Origin of the sequence: Rathayibacter sp. AY2B3 (genome assembly GCF_002931755.1) — a bacterium.
Lineage (GTDB): Bacteria > Actinomycetota > Actinomycetes > Actinomycetales > Microbacteriaceae > Rathayibacter.
Genome location: NZ_PSUG01000065.1, coordinates 1 through 17,281 on the forward strand (window position 1 = coordinate 1; position 17,281 = coordinate 17,281).

The following is a 17,281-nucleotide window of genomic DNA, read 5'->3' on the forward strand; positions in this document are numbered from 1 at the left end:
TCCAAAGGAATCCCAACCCGATCCGAAGATCAAGGCCGGGGTATAAAATTGGCATTGAACATAGTGCACGCTGTTGAGTTCTCAAGAATCGGACACATCTCGCCTCCACACCAGAACGGTGCTTCACAACGAAAGTGATCGAAGATGTTGTTGCTTGCGTCATACGCGTCTTCTCGGTAGACTAGGAGAAGTTTCTTTCTCCCTGTCGCCGTGGCAACTTGTATAACTTAGCACATCCGCAGGCCGTGTCAAATCCGGCTTCTTCGCTATGCCGTCACGCTCGTAGGCGCTCCGACGTTGCTCGGTTCAGGACCTGAATCCTGCGCCGGGCGGCGAAGTTGCTGGATCCGAGGGATCCTGCGAAGGCTTTACATCCGTGCGGCAGACCTGCTCCGAAGAGCTGTCTTGCCGAGTGGATGGTCCCGATTGAGGCCGGGACGTAGGAGCTGCTGCTCTTTCCGTTTCCCTGCGGCCTTTGTGGCGACTCGGAATAAGTTACGCAGCGATCGCGGTGCTGTCAAACGAGGGGCCGAAATCGCGCATCCCGGGCGTGTCGGCATCGAGGGTCCTCCCCGTCGGCGCCCCGTTCGGCGGGAGGGAACCGGGGTCCGGCCCGGCTGCACCGCAGGGCAGCGGGGTCTCCCATCCGGCGGTGTCCCGCTCCGCCCCGGGGAGGGACCACCACCCCCGGAGACGACGAGGAGCGCGCGACCCGGATCGCTCCGGTACCGCGCGCTCCTCGGGGGGATGCCGGGACTACGCCCCGATGCCGACCGCCTCGGGCGAGACGTCCGCACCGGGAGCCGACGGCGCGAGCGCCTCGGCGACGCGCTGCGAGAGCGACGAGTCGACGTTCGCCCAGTACTGGAGCACGCGCTGGCGCAGCTCCGGACGGGTGACCTTCGACACGTGGCCGGCGATGTTCGCGACCAGGCGGGCACGCGCATCGTCGTCGAGGACCTCGCGGTAGAGCGTCCCCGCCTGACCGAAGTCGTCGTCCTCCGGGTGCAGGGTCGCCGCGGCGCGGGTCAGCTCGCCGTCGGTCTCCCAGCCGGCCGACTCCGCCGCCCGGGCGGGATCGGCGTGGGCGCCGCCCATCGTGTTCGGCGCGTAGACGGGCACCTCGGACTTCTGGAAGTCGAACCGCATGGGCCCGTCCTTCGAGTACGAGTGCACCGGCGACTTCGGCGCGTTCACCGGCAGCTGCGCGTGGTTGGTCCCCACGCGGTAGCGGTGCGCGTCGGCGTAGCTGAAGATGCGCGCGAGCAGCATCTTGTCGGGGCTCGCCGCGATCCCGGGCACGAAGTTCGAGGGGGCGAACGCCGCCTGCTCGATCTGCGCGAAGTAGTTCTCCGGGTTCCGGTCGAGCGTCATGGTGCCGACCTCGATCAGCGGGTAGTCCGCGTGGGGCCAGACCTTGGTGAGGTCGAACGGGTTGAACCGGTAGCTCTTCGCGTCCTCGTACGGCATGACCTGCACGGACAGCGTCCAGGAGGGGAAGTCGCCGCGGTCGATCGCGGAGGACAGATCGCGGATGTGGAAGTCCGCGTCCTCTCCGGCGATCTGGTCGGCCTGCTCCTGGCTGAGGATCTCGACGCCCTGGTCGGTCGTGAAGTGGTACTTGACCCAGAATCGCTCGCCGGCCGCGTTGATCCACTGGTAGGTGTGCGAGCCGAAGCCGTCCATGTGCCGCCACGAGGAGGGCAGGCCCCGGTCGCCCATGAGCCAGGTGACCTGGTGGGCCGACTCGGGCGAGAGGGTCCAGAAGTCCCACTGCATGTCGTGGTCGCGCAGGTGGCTGCCCGGCAGGCGCTTCTGCGAGCGGATGAAGTCGGGGAACTTGATGCCGTCCCGGATGAAGAAGACGGGGGTGTTGTTGCCGACGAGGTCGTAGTTGCCCTCGCTCGTGTAGAACTTCAGCGCGAAGCCGCGGGGGTCGCGCCAGGTGTCGGGCGAGCCCTGCTCGCCGGCGACCGTGGAGAAGCGCGCGAGCATCTCGGTCTCGACTCCGGGCTGGAAGAGCGCGGCACGCGTGTAGGCGCTGACGTCGGCGGTGGTGGTGAAGCGTCCGAAGGCTCCGCCGCCCTTGGCGTGGACGACCCGCTCCGGGATGCGCTCGCGGTTGAACTGGGCCAGCTTCTCGACGAGGTAGTGGTCGTGGAGCGCGAGGGGTCCGTCGGCTCCGACGCTCAGCGAGTGGTCGTCGCTCGCGACCGGTGCTCCGGAGTTCGTGGTGGTGAATCGTTCCTCGGTCATGTTCCTCCTGTCGGCGAGGGGCACGGGGCCCGCCGCTCCGGTGTAGCGGATGTCGGTCAGTGGGCCGGCGCCAGGCAGTCGGGGCAGGTGCCCCAGAACGTGACGTCGGCGGTGTCCACGGCGAAGCCGCTCGCGGTCTGCGGTTGCAGGCACGGCGCCTCCCCGACGACGCAGTCGACGTCGGCCACGGCTCCGCAGCGCCGGCACACCACGTGGTGGTGGTTGTCGCCCACCCGCAGCTCGAACCGGCGGGGGTGGCCCTCCGGCTCGATGCGGCGGACGATCCCGGCGTCGGTGAACGCCGAGAGCACTCCGTAGACGGCCTGCGCCGAGGCCTCGGGGAGGCCCTCGCGCACTCGGGCCAGGACCGCGTCGACCCCGGAGTGCGGGTGCTCCTCGAGAGCGAGGAGCACCGCGCGCCGGGTGGCGGTGACCTTGAGCCCGGAGGCTCGGAGCCGCTCGTCCACTGTCGTCATGCCGAGGACACTACCCGAGTTGTCTTGAGCGGATCAAAACAACGGGCGGCGTGGCGCGCCCGTCCCGGTGAACGGCCGGGAACGCTCCGGAGGCTCCGATCAGGCGACCGGGCCCTCGACCAGCACGACCTGGGCGGAGCGGGCGGCACCCGCGTTGTCGGTCCACGAGATCGTCACCGACTCCCCGGGCTCGCGCTGCGCGAGCGAGGCGGACAGCTGGTCGGCCGAGGCGATGCCGACGCCGTCGACAGCGGTGACGACGTCCCCCGCCTCGAGGCCCGCCTGCGCGGCCGGCCCGCCCTCGACGACTCCGCCGATCACGGCACCGGACGCGGTGGTCGCGAGCGCGCGCGAGGTCGCCGACGCGGTGCCGGAGGAGAGGGAGACGCCGAGGAAGGCCGGGTATCCGATCTCGACGGTCGCCGTGTCGGCGCCCGCCTCGATGGTGGCGACGATGTCCAGGGCCTTCGAGATCGGGATCGCGAAGCCGGTGATGTCGGTCGTGCCGCTGGAGGCGGCGGTGTCCATCCCCACGACGCGTCCGGCGGAGTCGACGAGCGGGCCGCCGGAGTCGCCCGAGACGATGTCGGCGTCCGTCTGGATCAGGCCGGTCAGCGTCTCGGCGGTGATCCCCGACTCGGAGCGGGTGGTGATCTGCTGGTCGAGAGCGGTCACCGAGCCGGACGCGGCGACCAGGTCGCCCGTTCCTCCCGCGTTGCCGACGGCCGTCACGGTGTCGCCCACGGCGACTCCGTCGGTGTCGAGCGAGGCCGGAGTGAGACCGGAGGCGTCCTCCAGCTGCAGGACGGCGACGTCGTTCGTCGCGTCGGTGCCGACGACGCGGGCGGTGTAGCTGCGCCCGGTGGACTCCACCGTGACCGAGATCGCGGTGGCACCCTCGACGACGTGGTTGTTGGTGAGGATCATGCCGTCGGAGGTGAGGATCATGCCGGTACCGGCCGAGCGGGCACCCTGGTAGGTGAGCTCGGAGGTGATCGTGACGACGCCGGCGGTCTGCGCGGTGCTCGCGGCCACGGCGTCGGTCGCGCCGGTGGCGGGCTCGGAGGCGGAGGATCCGCCCTGCGTCGACCCGAACGGGGAGGAGCCGCCCTGCGACGATCCGCCCTGCGTCGATCCACCCCAGGAGGGGACGATCACGTATCCGCCGCCGAAGGATCCCCGCGAGCCGCCGGGGTAGACGATCGTGGTGGCGCCGGCCGAGGCCGAGGAGGCCGCCTCGGTGCGGCCGGCGGTGGCGACTCCGCCCGCCGTCACTCCGATCAGCACGGCCAGGCCGAGGCCCCCGGCGATCAGCGCCCGACGGCGACGGCGCCGGTCGTCCGCGCGCAGCGCGCGCACCTCGTCGGCGCCCGTCGCCTCCGTGGTGACGGGCTGGTCGGTGAGCTCTCGCTCGTCGGATTCGTGTCGCTCGTTCATGGTGTCGTCCTCGTGCCGGGGCCGCCCCTGACGGCGACCGGTTCCCATTCCACGCCCGGCCTCCCCGCGCTGCCTGGACGCGCCTTATGCGGTTCCTATGAACGCTCGCCTCCCTAATAGTTGTAGCGTCAACCAAAAGCGGGTAGCGTCTCCGCCGTGACCACCTCCTCCCCCGACCTGCTCGCTCCCGACACCGCGATGGGCGCGGTGACCCTCCGCGTCGCCGACCTCGACGGGATGATCGCCTACTACCGCGACGCCGTGACGCTCGAGCTGCTCTCGCACGACGGCCCGGTCGCGGTGCTCGGCCGCGGCGGAGTGCCGGCCGTGATCCTCCAGCACGCGCCCGAGCTGGTGCACGCCTCGCCGCGCAGCGCCGGCCTCTTCCACACGGCGATCCTCTTCGAATCGGAGGCGGCGCTCGCCGCGGCCGTGTACAGCGTCGCGACCCGGCACCCCGGCTCCTTCACCGGCAGCTCCGACCACCTCGTCAGCAAGGCCTTCTACTTCGACGACCCCGAGCACAACGGCGTCGAGCTCTACTGGGACCGCGACCGCACCCAGTGGTCGTGGACGCACGGGCGGATCGAGATGGGCACGCTCTTCCTCGACCCGAACGCGTTCCTGCAGGAGCACCTCACCGAGGAGTCGATCGCCCAGCCGCGCCTCGGCGGCGCCTCCGTCGGCCACGTGCACCTGAGCGTGGGCGACGTCGCCACCGCGAAGGAGTTCTATGTCGACCGGCTCGGCTTCGAGACGACGATCGCGTACGGCGGGCAGGCGCTCTTCGTCTCGGCGGGCGGCTACCACCACCACATGGCGATGAACACCTGGAACTCGGCGGGCGCCGGACGCCGGCAGCAGGCCCTCGGCCTCGGACAGGTCGAGATCGTGGTGCCCGGCGCCGACGACCTCGGCGCGCTCGGCGAGCGGCTGGCCCGCTCCGGAGTCGCCGCGCGCGACGACGGCCGCACCCTCGCCTTCGAGGATCCGTGGGCGAACGCGATCCGCGTCACGACCTCCTGAGCCGCCGCCGACCGCGGGGGACCCCGCGGGTACGATGAGTGACGCGGAAGACCGCACTCCCCCGAGACTCCGGAGAACACGGTGCCCACGATCGTCGTTGAAGTCATGCCCAAGGCCGAGCTGCTCGACCCGCAGGGGAAGGCCGTCGCCGGCGCGCTCGCGCGGCTGGGCCACTCCGCCCTCCACGGCGTGCGGGTGGGCAAGCGCTTCGAGATCACCGTCGACGAGGTGACCGACGAGGTGCGCGCCTCGGTGCAGCGCATCGCCGACGAGATGCTCTCGAACTCGGTGATCGAGGACGTCGTCGGGATCCACTACCCGGCGGAGGCCGCCCGATGAGGATCGGCGTCATCACCTTCCCCGGCTCGCTCGACGACCGCGACGCCCAGCGCGCCGTCCGGTTCGCGGGTGCCGAGCCGGTCGCGCTCTGGCACGGCGACCACGACCTCGACGGGGTCGACGCGATCGTCCTGCCCGGCGGGTTCTCCTACGGCGACTACCTGCGCTGCGGTGCCATCGCCTCGCACTCGCCGATCATGCGCGAGGTCGTCGACGCGGCGAACGCGGGGACCCCGGTCCTCGGGATCTGCAACGGCTTCCAGATGCTGACGGAGGCGCACCTGCTGCCCGGCGGTCTGATCGCGAACGACATCGGCTCCTTCGTCTGCCGCGACCAGCGCCTGCTCGTCGCGAGCACCGAGACCGCCTGGACGAACGGCTTCGAGCCCGGCCAGGAGATCACGATCCCGCTGAAGAACGGCGAGGGCGGCTACATCGCCTCGGCCGAGACGCTGCTGGAGCTCGAGGCGGAGGGACGCGTCGTCGTGCGCTACCTCGGCCACAACCCGAACGGCTCGATGAACGACATCGCCGGCATCAGCAACCGCCGCGGCAACGTGGTCGGCCTCATGCCGCACCCGGAGCACGCCGTCGAGGAGGGCTTCGGTCCCGACACGGCCGCCGCGATGCGCTCCGGAGTCGACGGGCTGACCTTCTTCACCTCCGCGCTGCGCTCGCTGCTCGCCTCCGCCTGACACATCCGGCCCGGGTCCGCCCGGGGCACGACGAACGGGACCCCCGGCTCCAGCGGCCGGGGGTCCCGTTCGTCTCGAGCGGCCTGCGCGGCCGCCCGGCTCAGGCCGCGACGAGCTTCGCCAGGTAGGTCGCGGGCTTGAGGGACAGGCGGGGCTCCGCCTGACGGAAGGCATGGATGGCGGCCACCTGCTTCCGGGGCTCGATCCCGCGCTCGGCGAGGACGCCACGACCCCAGTCGACCGCTGACGCGACGGCCGCGGGGGTGGTCGATGCCCCGTCTCCGAAGAGGGAGACGAGCTCCTCGGTCGGGTCGGCGTGGTCTCCGAGGAGACCGCTGAGGGGAGATGCCATGGTGAGTTCCCTTCTCTCGTCGTGAGGTGCGCGCCGGGAGGGCCGCTCCTCCATCGTCGGTGCCCACCCTCAGCGAAGTCCGGGAACGGAGAAACCGGCACGGGACGGCGAGGAACCTTGCCGACGCTTCTGCCGGGCGGGGCGGTGTCTCGGCGGACGGGCCGACGGGTCGGCCGTCAGGGGCCGGTGAGGACCTCGGGCTCGGGGGTCATCGAGAGGGTGGGGATCGAGGCGGTGATCACGGTTCCGTCGGAGCGGCGGGTGCCCTCGATGTCGGACGTGGTCGGCGCGCCGTGCAGGCGGCGGCCCTGGTGGGTCAGCGTCACGCGCACCGGGCTGCCCACCGCGACGTGCACCCGCTCGTCGCGGACGGTGATCGTCGCGGAGTCGCCGGTCTCGACGGTCAGCAGGACCTCGGTCTGCGTCACCTCGACCCGCACGCGCGTGCCGTGGAGGGTGATGCGGAAGGCGAGGCGGTCCCAGTCGTCGGGCAGGCGCGGGTCGAGCGTGATCCGTCCGCCGTGGTCCCGCATCCCGCCGAAGCCGTAGACGAGGGCGCTCCAGACGCCGCCGGTCGAGGCGACGTGGATGCCGTCGGCGGTGTTGCGGTGCAGGTCGGCCAGGTCGACGAAGAGCGCCGACAGGAAGTAGTGGCGGGCCAGGTCGCTGTAGCCGACCTCGGCGGCGATGATCGACTGCACGACGGCCGAGAGGGTCGAGTCGCCCGTGGTCAGCGCGTCGTAGTACTCGAAGTCGGCGCGCTTCTGCTCGGCGGTGAACTCGTTGCCCTGCAGCAGCAGCGCGAGCACGACGTCGGCCTGCTTGAGGACCTGGAAGCGGTAGATCACCAGCGGGTGGAAGTGCAGCAGCAGCGGGCGCTTGCTCGCCGGGGTGTTCTCGAGGTCCCACAGCTCCTTCTCGAGGAAGGCCGCGTCCTGCGGGTGGATGCCCGCCCGAGCGTCGAAGGGGATGTGCATCTTCTCGGCGGCGCGCGCCCACTCGAGCACCTCGCCCTCGTCGAGAGCGAGGCGGTCGGCCATCCGCTCGTACGCGGCGGGCTCGACGGCCTTCAGCAGCTCGACGGCGCGGGCGGCGGAGCGGAGGTTCGCCCGGGCCATGACGTTCGTGTACAGGTTGTCGTTGACGACCGTCGTGTACTCGTCCGGCCCCGTCACTCCGTGGATGTGGAAGTGGTCGTCGCCGTTGCTGCGCCAGAAGCCCAGGTCGGCCCACATCCGAGCGGTCTCGACGAGGATGTCGATCGCCCCGCGGGCGAGGAAGTCGTCGTCGCCCGTCGCTCCCACGTACTGCATGAGCGCGTAGGAGATGTCGGCGTCGATGTGGTACTGCGCGGTGCCGGCGGCGTAGTAGGCCGACGACTCCTGCCCGTTGATGGTGCGCCAGGGGAACAGCGCGCCGCGCTGGTTGAGCTCCGAGGCGCGCGCGCGGGCCGCCTCGAGCATGTTCTGCCGGAAGCGCAAGGCGTTCCGGGCGACGAGGGGCGCGGTGTAGCTGAGGAACGGGAGGACGTAGACCTCGGTGTCCCAGAAGTAGTGGCCGCCGTAGCCGGAGCCCGAGACGCCCTTGGCCGCGACTCCGCCGCCGTCGGTGCGGGCGGTGGACTGGGCGAGCTGGAAGAGGTTCCAGCGGGTCGCCTGCTGGATAGCGGGCTGGCCGTCCAGCTGCACATCGGAGCGGGTCCAGAAGTCGTCGAGCCACTCGCGCTGCTTGACGAACTGCTCCTCGACCGGCGTCTCGCGGGCGCGGTCGAGCGTGCGGTCGCAGCGGTCGGCGAGCTCGCGCACGGGCACGCCGCGGGAGGTGTGGTAGGTCAGCGTCTTGACCAGGCGGACCGGCCGGCCGGCCTTGGCCTTCACGCGGTAGACGTGCTTGGCGAGGTCGTCGTCGATCTGGGAGGTCTGGTCCCACTCGTTCTCGGTCTCGAGCTGGTGCTCGGCGCCGCACGCGACGGTCATCTGCGAGTTGGTGGTGCGGTAGCCGAGGAGGTAGCGGGTGCCGCTGACGCGCTTCAGGCGCGGCTGGAGGACGCGGTCCTCGAACGACTCCGCCTTGCGCGGGTCGAAGCCCGCGCCCTCGCTGCCGGAGGGGGCGTGGTACTCATCCACGCCGTCCTGGCGGTTGAGGATCTGGCTCGAGATCAGCACCGACGCGTCGTGGTCGAGCATCTCGACCTCGTAGTCGAGGATCGCGAGGTGCCGGTCGGTGAACGAGACCAGGCGGCGCGAGCGGATGAGGACGCGCTTGCCCGACGGGGTGCGCCACTCCAGCTCGCGGGTGAGCACGCCGTTCGCGAAGTCGAGGCGGCGCGAGTAGGCGAGGACGTCCGCCTCGCTCAGCACGAAGGGCTCGTCGTCGACGTAGAGGCGGATGATCTTGGCGTCCGGCACGTTGACGATGGTCTGGCCGACGCGGGCGAAGCCGAACGCCTCCTCCGCATGACGGATGGGCCAGGTCTCGTGGAACCCGTTGATGAAGGTGCCGTAGGCGTAGCCGTCGCGCCCCTCCTCCACGTTGCCGCGGAGGCCGAGGTAGCCGTTGCCGGTGGCGAAGAGCGTCTCGGTGCGGCCCTGCAGCTCGGAGGCGAACTCGGTCTCGACGAGGGCCCACTCGTCGATCGGGAAGCGGTTCCGGTCGAGCGGGTCGGAGGTGATGGGGTTCATGCGGCGTCCTCGGGGGCGGGAGCGGTGGGGAGGAAGGGGAGCAGCTCGGCCAGGTCGTCCACGACCAGGTCGGCGCCGTGCTCGAGCAGGGTGTCGGCCCCGACTCCGCGGTCGACCCCGACGACGAGGCCGAAGCCGCCCGCCCGGCCGGCCGCGACTCCGGAGTGCGCGTCCTCGAGGACGGCGCACTCGGCGGCCGGGAGGCCGAGGAGCTCGGCCGCGTAGAGGTAGGTGTCGGGCGCGGGCTTGCCGGCGATCGAGCGCTCGGCGGCGAGGAGCCCGTCCACGACGACCTCGAAGCGGTCGCGGAGGCCGGCCGCCTCGAGGACCGGCACGCCGTTGCGGGAGGAGGTGACGACGGCGACCTGCACGCCCGCGGCGATCGCGGCGTCGACGAAGCGGAGCGAGCCCGGGTAGGGAGCGACGCCCGTCTCGGCGAGGGTGCGGTTGAAGGCGTCGTTCTTGCGGTTGCCGAGCCCGCAGACGGTCTCGAGCGACGGGTCGTCCTCCGGCGTGCCCTCGGGGAGGGTGATGCCGCGCGAGGCGAGGAGCGCCCGGACGCCGTCGTAGCGCGGGCGTCCGTCGATGTGGCGGAAGTAGTCGGCGTCCGTGTAGCCCTCGGCGACGCCGCGCGAGGAGAGGTACTCGGTGAACAGCCGCGACCAGGCCTGCATGTGGACGTCGGCGGTCGGCGTGAGCACGCCGTCGAGGTCGAACAGGAGCGCGCGGACACCGCGGAGGGCGGAGGCGTCGAGGCGCGTCGGGGATGCAGTCACGGCGGGGAGGACCTCTGATCGGGGGCAGGCGTTCGGCGGTTCCGCCGATGACGGTCGTCCGCCGCGGACTGCAGGTATCGTATACGCCCCCCGGCCGCCGTGTGGAACCGTTTACACGTCCGTCATCTGCGCGCCGCCGGGGGCGTCGATCCGCTCGGGGGCGAGGCGGTGCCGCCCGAGGGGGAGCATGAGCGGAGTGCCCGAGGTCGGGTCGGTGATGATGCGGCTGTCGAGGCCGAAGACGGCGAGCACCGTCTCCTCGGTGAGCACCGCGGCCGGGGTGCCGGAGGCGTGCACCGCGCCGTGCGCGATCGCCACGAGGTGGTCGGCGTAGCGGGCGGCCAGGTTGAGGTCGTGCAGGACCATCACCACCGTCGTCCCGCGGGTGCGGTTGAGGTCGACGAGCAGGTCGAGAACCTCGATCTGGTGGCTGACGTCGAGGAAGGTGGTCGGCTCGTCCAGCAGCAGCACGTCCGTCTCCTGCGCGAGGGCCATCGCGATCCAGACGCGCTGGCGCTGCCCGCCGCTGAGCTCGTCGACGGAGCGGTCGGCCAGGGCGGCGGTGTCCGTCGCGTCGAGCGCGGTCGCGACGGCCTCGTCGTCGTGCGCGCTCCAACGGCTCAGCATCCCCTGATGCGGATGGCGGCCGCGGCCGACGAGATCCGCGACGGTGATGCCCTCCGGGGCGATCGGCGACTGCGGGAGGAGGCCGAGCGTGCGGGCGAGCTGCTTCGCCGGCGTCCGGTGCACGGCCCGCCCGTCGAGCAGCACGGCGCCGGAGCGGGGCGCGAGCAGGCGCGACATCGAGCGCAGGAGCGTCGACTTGCCGCAGGCGTTCGCTCCGACGATCGCGGTGATGCGGCCGGGCGGGACGACGAGGTCGAGGCCGTCGACGACTGTCCGGTCGCCGTAGCCGAGGGTGACCCCCTCGGCCGTCAGGGTGTGCGCGGTGGTCACAGTGAGCCTCCCGCTCGGTTGCTGCGGACGATGAGGTAGACGAGGCACGGCGCCCCGAGCACGCCGGTGACCACTCCGACCGGGTAGCGCAGGCCCAGCCCGAACTGCCCGACGAAGTCGGCGACGAGCACGAGGAGCGCGCCGACGAGGGCCGAGGGGATGAGGAGCGAGGCGCCGGGCCCGATCAGGCGGGCGGCGATCGGCCCGGAGAGGAAGGCCACGAAGGCGATCGGGCCGGCGGCGGCGGTCGCGAAGGCGATCAGCCCGACCGCCGCGACGATCACGACCAGGCGGGTGGCGTTCACGCGGATGCCGAGCGCGGAGGCGGTGTCGTCGCCGAGCTGGGTGGCGGAGAGGTCGCGCGAGCGGGAGAGCAGGACGGGAGTGAGGACGACGACCGCGGCGAGGACCGGCACGACCTCGCTCCAGCTCGCGCCGTTGAGGCTCCCGGTGAGCCAGCGGGACGCCTCCTGCAGGTCCCACGCGGCGGCCTGCGCGAGCACGTAGGCGGTGAGGGAGTCGAGCATCGCGGCGACCCCGATGCCGATCAGGATCAGCCGCGTGCCGGCCACTCCGCTGCGGTAGGACAGGGCGTAGACGAGCAGCGCGACCACGAGTCCCGCGACGATCGCGAGGGCCGAGACCTGCGCGGCTCCGAGCGAGAGCGTCACGATCGCGAAGGCCGCGGCAGCGCTCGCCCCGGCGCTGATCCCGATGATGTCGGGGCTGGCGAGCGGATTGCGGAGCATGGTCTGGAAGCTCACTCCGCCGAGCCCGAAGCACAGGCCCACCAGCAGCGCGAGCACGGCGCGAGGGAGGCGGAGGCGCCCGACGGTGAAGCCCGCGCCGGGCACCTGCTCGCCGAGGATCACGCGCAGCACCTCGTCGGGCGAGTAGACGGTCTGGCCGACCAGCAGGGAGACGGCGAAGGCGGCCGCGATCAGGACCGCGAGGACGGCGACGACGATCCGGCGCCGGGCCCCGCGGCGGCGGCGGCCGGCCGCGACGGCGCGGGCGGTGGCGGAGGGCGCCTCGAGCAGCGCGGTCACAGCTCGCGCACCTTCTGGCGGCGGACGATCGCGATGAACACCGGGGCGCCGACCAGCGCAGTGACGATGCCCACGTCGATCTCGCTCGGGCGCGCGACGACGCGGCCGACGATGTCCGCCGCGATCAGGAGCACGGCGCCGGTCACCGCCGAGAACGGCAGCAGCCAGCGGTGGTCCACGCCGACGAGGAGGCGGCAGGCGTGCGGGACGACCAGGCCGACGAAGCCGATGGGCCCCGTGACCGCGGTCGTCGCTCCGCAGAGCACGACCGCGCCCAGTGCGGCACCGCCGCGCGCGAGGGCGACCCGCTCCCCCAGGCCCGCGGCGAGCTCGTCGCCCAGCGCGAGCGTGTTGAGGCTCTTGGCCGAGAGCACGCAGAGGACGAGGCCGGCCAGGAGGAAGGGGAGCACCTGCGCGATGCTCGCGGACGTCGCGCCGCCGACTCCGCCGATCTGCCAGGAGCGGATGCCGCCCGCGATGTCGGCGCGCGGCAGGACGATCGCACTGATCACCGAGACCAGCGCGGCCGAGGTGGCGGCCCCGGCCAGGGCGAGCGTGAGCGGAGTCGCACCGCCGCGCCCCAGCGAGCCGACCGTGTAGACGAAGACCGCGGCGACCGCGGCCCCGCCGATCGCGACCCAGACGTAGGCGGCGGAGCTGCTCAGCCCGAAGAAGACGATGCCCGTCACGACCGCGAGCGAGGCCCCGGTGTTCACCCCGAGGATGCCGGGGTCGGCCAGCGGATTGCGGGTCACCCCCTGCATCAGCACGCCGGCGACGCCGAGGGCCGCACCCGCGATCGCGGCGAGCACGGTGCGCGGAATGCGCTTGGCGACCGCGGCCTGCGCGAATCCGTCCGTGGACCCGCCGAACGCGGCGACCACGTCGCTCCACGCCACCTCCCGCGACCCCACCAGCACCGAGACCACGGCGGCGGCGAGCAGCACGGCCACGGCCGCGAGCAGCCAGAGGGCGCGCAGCCGCCTCGGGCGGCGCACGGCGGCGACGCCCGAGGCGGCGGGAGGAGCGCCGAGGGTCACGCGGATCGCGTTCCGGCTCAGGCGGCCGGAGTGCTCTGCGCGGCCTTGCCGGCGGCCTCGTCGAGCAGGTCGAGGTAGTCGTCGAGGACCCATGAGATCGAGAGCGGCGTCGGGTTGGCGGCGGTGCCCAGCGGGGTGGAGGGCAGGCGCACGATGGCGTCGGAGGCGACCGCGGGGATCTGCGAGAGCAGCGGGTCGGCCTTGAGAGTGCTCACGAGCTCGTCGTCTCCGTAGGTGACGATCACGTCGACGTCGCTGAAGGCGTCGGCCTGCTCGGCGCTCTGCGTGAGCGAGAACGTGTCGGTCGCGGCGGAGGCGGTGGCGATGCTGCCGGGAGTGGCCATGCCGAGGTCCTCGAAGAACGCGGGGCGGGTGTCGTGCGACGTGTAGAAGCTGACCTGGCTGAGGTCGGTCGGGTCGACGTGGGTGAGGAACATCGCCGACGTGCCGGCCAGCTGCGGGTGCGCGGCGACCTTCTCCTCGATCTCGCCCTCGAGCTCGGTGATCAGGGCGGCGCCCTCGTCGGCCCTGCCCATCGCCTCGCTGTTCAGCGTGATCATGTCGCGCCAGGAGGTGCCCCAGGCGGTCTCGGGGTAGGCGACGACGGGGGCGATCCCGCTCAGGGTGTCGTAGTCCTCCTGCGTGAGGCCGGAGTAGGCAGCGAGGATGACGTCGGGGTCGGTGTCCGAGACGGCCTCGAAGTCGATGCCGTCGGTCTCGTCGAAGAGGACGGGGGTCTCGGCGCCGAGCTCGGCGAGCTTCTCGCTCACCCAGGGGAGGAGCCCGTCGCCGTCGTCGTCGCCGAAGTTGGCGGCGGCCATGCCCACGGGGACGACGCCCAGCGCGAGCGGGACCTCGTGGTTGGCCCAGTTGACGGTCGCCACGCGCTCGGGCGCCGACTCGATGGTGGTGGTGCCGAGAGCGTGCTCGATCGTGATCGGCGTGAAGGCGCTGTCCGCGGCAGAGTCGTCTCCGGTGGCGGAGCCGCTGCAGCCGGCGAGGCCGATCGTCAGCGCGGCGGCGGCGAGCAGGGCGAGGGGCGTGGTGGCGCGGGGCATGGGTCCCTTTCGAGAGGCTGTGCGGAGGCGGCGCAGGGTCCGAGCGGACCGGCACTAAGGACAGCCTAACCAAAGAATGTGCGTGCTCTCAGTCGGGAGCTGTCCCGAACCGAGGTCAGGAGCGCCCCGGACGGCCCTTCGAGGGCACCGGGCGCATTCCGACCTCGGTTGCAGACATCAGGCCCTCGCGAGCTTCTCGACGGTGCGCAGGTTCCGGGTCGTCGTGGTGGAGCGGTAGGCGGAGCGGGCGAGGATCCTCGCGACCGGAGTGTCCGTCGAGGCGCCGCGCGGGCAGCGCCAGTAGAGGACGCCGGCGCCCCGGGCGACGAGCTCGACCGCCGGATCCGGCTCGCCGATCGCGGCCTGCGCGGCGTCGAGCGCCTCCTCGTCGGAGCCGAAGACGACGTACGGATGCGCCTCCTCGTCGATCCGCGGGAACGGGTAGGCGGCGAGCACCGCGGCGAGCGCCTCCTGCGTCACGAGCACGATCCAGGCGTCGTAGCCGAACCGCTCGGCGAGCGCCGCCTCGAGCGCGGGCTTCAGCTCGGCGGCCGGGCGGTCGGAGTCGAAGGCCGCGTTGCCGCTCGCGAGGACCGTCCGCACCCGGTCCACGCCGATCCCGGCGACCGTCTCGGCGAGCTCGGCGCTGCGGACGGTGCGGCCGTTGACGTTCACTCCGCGGAGGAGGGCGAGGAACCGGGTCATGCGGCCGACGGTAGCGTGACGGCATGGCGCGCGGAAGCGGACGACGACGACCCCGGCGGACCCTCGAGGAGGAGATCGTGCGGGCGAGCGAGCGCGGACCCGGGGCGAGGACGAGGGCGGAGGCCGTCCCTCCGTCCGGACGCCGGCTGGTGGCGCCGCCCGCCTCGGGCGCCCTGCTCCGCGTCGACGTGGACGCGCTGGTCGCGTTCGCCGCGGAGGAGGACCTGCTGATCGCGCTGGAGCGGCGGATCGGCGAGCACGCGGTGGCCGCGACCCCGGTGCTCTCGTGGTGGTCGGCGACCCCCTCGGTCCCGGGCGAGGAGGAGGAGCGCCGGCTCGACGCGCTCGTGCTGCGGACGGTGGAGCTCGGTCCGGGACCGGCCGAGGACGTGGACTCGCGGCTGCAGGAGCTGGCGCGCGCGGGCGACCTGGATGAGCTGGGAGCCGCGCTGGCGCTGCTCGCGCGGGTCCCGGATCCGCCGGCGGCGTTCCAGGATCCGGACGGGTTCCTGCGCGTGACGGTCCCGGAGTCGCCGTTCGAGCGTCGGCTCGAGGTCCTCGCGGAGGCGCAGGGCGGGCCGGGCGAGCTCCTCGTGCTGCTGCGCGACTGCGCGTTCACCGCGACGCTGCCGCGGCGGCGCGCGGCGATCGCGGCGATGAGCGGGCGGATCCGGGCGGCCGCGGACCCGGGGCGCCTCGACTCCCGGCGGCTGGACGAGCTCGCGGAGGCGGTGGACGCGGCCCTCGAGAAGCGGTGGACCGTGCTCTGACGCCGACCCTGTCTCGGGATGCGCCGGTCCGCGGTCCCGGCGCACCCGCGGCGGTGACCGTTCGCGCACCGGTTCAGCCCCCGCGCACCCCGGGTGAATAGGCTGGACGGATGCCTCTCACCGGTCTCGACCTCCGCCGCTTCCCCGCCGCCCTGAACGATGAGGGCGGTCCCGACGCCGCCACCGCCGCGTGGGCCACCGCGATCAACGCGGGCTTCCACGAGAAGGAGTTCACGCCGGAGAAGCTGCGCGACTGGGCCGAGCACATGGTCGCCGATCAGCGCGTGCTCACCGCGGTCGTCGACTCCTCCGCCCCCGAGGGCCTCGACGGCGCGGGCGTGCCGGTCGGCACCTATGCGGCGTTCCCCGGAGCCCTGCAGGTGGGCGGCGGACGCGAGCTGCCGGCGCACCTGGTGTCGCAGGTGACCGTGCGGCCCACGCACCGGCGCCGCGGCATCCTGCGCGCGATGATCACCGAGGACCTGCGCCTGGCGAAGGAGGCCGGCACCCCGGTCGCCGCGCTCACGGCGAGCGAGGCCTCCATCTACCGCCGGTTCGGCTTCGGCCGCTCGGCCTTCACCCGCTCGATCCGCGTCGACACCGGGCCGCGCTTCGGCCTGCAGACCGAGCCCGCCGGCCGCGTCGAGGTCGTCGCGACGAGCTGGCTGCAGCCGCGCATCCCCGCGGTGTTCGCCGCGTTCCAGGCGTCGACCCCCGGCTCGCTGACCCGGCAGTCGCGCTACGAGGCGAACTCCGTCGGCACCGCGTCCGGCGAGACCACGCCCGGCCTCGACGTCCGCTCGGCCGTCCACCTCGACGAGGAGGGGACGCTCGACGGCTTCGTGACCTACCGCGCGGTCGGGCCCGAGGACGACAAGACCCTCGAGATCGTCGACCTCGTCGCCCCCGGCGCCGACGCCTACCTCGCACTCTGGGGCTACCTCGGTGCGGTCGACCTCGCCTCCGCGGTGACCTGGGACATGGCGCCGGTGGACGATCCGCTGACCTGGGCGCTCCGCGACGCGCGCGTGGTGCAGGTGAGCCACGTGGGAGATCTGATCTGGCTGCGGATCCTCGACGTCGCCGCCGCGTTCTCGGCCCGGCCGTGGACCGCGGACGGCTCGGTCGTGGTCGAGGTGGCCGACGGGCTCGGGCTCGCCGACGGCCGCTACCGCCTCACCGCCGCGGGCGGCTCCGCCACCGTGGAGCGCACCGAGGACGAGGCCGAGCTCGCGCTCGACGTGGCCGACCTGGGCTCGCTGCTGCTGGGCTCGGTGCGGCCGTCGATCCTGGCGAAGGCCGGGCTGGCGCGCCTCACGGGCGAGGCGGGGCGGATGGACCGGCTGTTCGCACCGATCGCGACGCCGTACTGCATCTCGTTCTTCTAGGCCTGCGCGGCGCTCCCCCTCCGCTGCGAACGGTTCCTTTGAAGCGCTGCGGCTGTGCGATCTGCAGGCGGCTGTGCGATCTGCAGGCGCTGAGCGTGCCGTCTGCAGGAGAGCGTGCGATCTGCAGGCGCTCAGCGTGCCGTCTGCAGGAGAGCGTGCGATCTGCAGGCGCTCAGCGTGCCGTCTGCAGGAGAGCGTGCGATCTGCAGGCGCTCAGCGTGCCGTCTGCAGGAGAGCCGCGCGCGATCGGGCATTCCTCCACATGAATGACGGCTG

General features: G+C 72.4%; 16 protein-coding genes. 5 read left to right on the forward strand and 11 right to left on the reverse strand.

The features are described 5' to 3' along the window. Positions 1 to 756: 756 nt before the first annotated feature. The 3 genes from C5C24_RS16285 to C5C24_RS16295 all read right to left on the reverse strand — a co-directional run bounded on the left by C5C24_RS16285 (position 757) and on the right by C5C24_RS16295 (position 4,169). On the reverse strand, positions 757 to 2,256 hold the full coding sequence (locus tag C5C24_RS16285; protein ID WP_104277582.1) for a catalase: 1,500 nt from the start codon (positions 2,254 to 2,256) through the stop codon (positions 757 to 759). Between the two features lie 56 nt (positions 2,257 to 2,312). After that, on the reverse strand, positions 2,313 to 2,732 hold the full coding sequence (locus C5C24_RS16290; RefSeq protein ID WP_104305466.1) for a Fur family transcriptional regulator: 420 nt from the start codon (positions 2,730 to 2,732) through the stop codon (positions 2,313 to 2,315). Between the two features lie 99 nt (positions 2,733 to 2,831). Continuing rightward, a complete protein-coding gene (locus C5C24_RS16295) occupies positions 2,832 to 4,169 on the reverse strand; it encodes a S1C family serine protease (protein ID WP_104305467.1) in 1,338 nt (445 codons plus the stop codon). Between the two features lie 198 nt (positions 4,170 to 4,367). Here C5C24_RS16295 and C5C24_RS16300 point away from each other — a divergent pair, with 198 nt between their 5' ends. The 3 genes from C5C24_RS16300 (at position 4,368) to purQ (ending at position 6,229) form a co-directional block, all read left to right on the forward strand. Next, entirely contained in the window at positions 4,368 to 5,195 is an 828-nt protein-coding gene (locus C5C24_RS16300) for a VOC family protein (protein WP_104281701.1), read from the forward strand. A gap of 81 nt (positions 5,196 to 5,276) precedes the next feature. Beyond that, positions 5,277 to 5,534 carry a phosphoribosylformylglycinamidine synthase subunit PurS gene (purS, locus tag C5C24_RS16305; protein ID WP_104222736.1) on the forward strand — a complete coding sequence of 86 codons (258 nt, stop codon included), beginning with the start codon at positions 5,277 to 5,279 and terminating at the stop codon, positions 5,532 to 5,534. Further along, positions 5,531 to 6,229, forward strand: a complete 699-nt coding sequence (gene purQ / locus C5C24_RS16310) for a phosphoribosylformylglycinamidine synthase subunit PurQ (protein ID WP_104277579.1) — start codon at positions 5,531 to 5,533, stop codon at positions 6,227 to 6,229. Before purS ends, purQ begins: the two co-directional genes overlap by 4 nt. Before the next feature lie 100 nt (positions 6,230 to 6,329). On the opposite strand, the gene C5C24_RS16315 is transcribed toward purQ, so the two are convergent. From C5C24_RS16315 to C5C24_RS16350, 8 genes are all read right to left on the reverse strand, one after another. Further along, positions 6,330 to 6,581: a hypothetical protein gene (locus C5C24_RS16315; protein ID WP_104282679.1), complete on the reverse strand. Its 252-nt coding sequence runs from the start codon at positions 6,579 to 6,581 to the stop codon at positions 6,330 to 6,332. Positions 6,582 to 6,757: 176 nt separating this feature from the next. Beyond that, complete coding sequence (locus tag C5C24_RS16320) at positions 6,758 to 9,262, reverse strand: glycoside hydrolase family 65 protein (RefSeq protein ID WP_104305468.1); 2,505 nt, start codon at positions 9,260 to 9,262, stop codon at positions 6,758 to 6,760. Continuing rightward, positions 9,259 to 10,038, reverse strand: a complete 780-nt coding sequence (locus tag C5C24_RS16325) for an HAD family phosphatase (protein WP_104281697.1) — start codon at positions 10,036 to 10,038, stop codon at positions 9,259 to 9,261. Before C5C24_RS16325 ends, C5C24_RS16320 begins: the two co-directional genes overlap by 4 nt. Positions 10,039 to 10,149: 111 nt before the next feature. After that, entirely contained in the window at positions 10,150 to 10,995 is an 846-nt protein-coding gene (locus C5C24_RS16330; RefSeq protein WP_104273138.1) for an ABC transporter ATP-binding protein, read from the reverse strand. Further along, positions 10,992 to 12,044 carry an iron chelate uptake ABC transporter family permease subunit gene (locus tag C5C24_RS16335; protein ID WP_258065341.1) on the reverse strand — a complete coding sequence of 351 codons (1,053 nt, stop codon included), beginning with the start codon at positions 12,042 to 12,044 and terminating at the stop codon, positions 10,992 to 10,994. Before C5C24_RS16335 ends, C5C24_RS16330 begins: the two co-directional genes overlap by 4 nt. Continuing rightward, on the reverse strand, positions 12,041 to 13,084 hold the full coding sequence (locus C5C24_RS16340; RefSeq protein ID WP_258065342.1) for an iron ABC transporter permease: 1,044 nt from the start codon (positions 13,082 to 13,084) through the stop codon (positions 12,041 to 12,043). The genes C5C24_RS16335 and C5C24_RS16340 overlap by 4 nt, the downstream gene beginning before the upstream one ends. 17 nt (positions 13,085 to 13,101) lie before the next feature. Continuing rightward, the gene (locus C5C24_RS16345; protein ID WP_104305470.1) at positions 13,102 to 14,142 is read right to left on the reverse strand and encodes an iron-siderophore ABC transporter substrate-binding protein; all 1,041 of its coding nucleotides are present in this window, start codon (positions 14,140 to 14,142) and stop codon (positions 13,102 to 13,104) included. A 177-nt stretch (positions 14,143 to 14,319) separates the two neighbouring features. Beyond that, on the reverse strand, positions 14,320 to 14,847 hold the full coding sequence (locus C5C24_RS16350) for a DUF1697 domain-containing protein (protein ID WP_104305471.1): 528 nt from the start codon (positions 14,845 to 14,847) through the stop codon (positions 14,320 to 14,322). A gap of 23 nt (positions 14,848 to 14,870) precedes the next feature. On the opposite strand from C5C24_RS16350, the gene C5C24_RS16355 reads away from it, so the two are divergent. Both C5C24_RS16355 and C5C24_RS16360 read left to right on the forward strand, forming a co-directional pair. Continuing rightward, a complete protein-coding gene (locus C5C24_RS16355) occupies positions 14,871 to 15,617 on the forward strand; it encodes a DUF2254 family protein (protein ID WP_104277572.1) in 747 nt (248 codons plus the stop codon). Positions 15,618 to 15,727: 110 nt separating this feature from the next. Beyond that, positions 15,728 to 17,005: a GNAT family N-acetyltransferase gene (locus C5C24_RS16360; RefSeq protein WP_104305472.1), complete on the forward strand. Its 1,278-nt coding sequence runs from the start codon at positions 15,728 to 15,730 to the stop codon at positions 17,003 to 17,005. Positions 17,006 to 17,281: the final 276 nt, after the last annotated feature.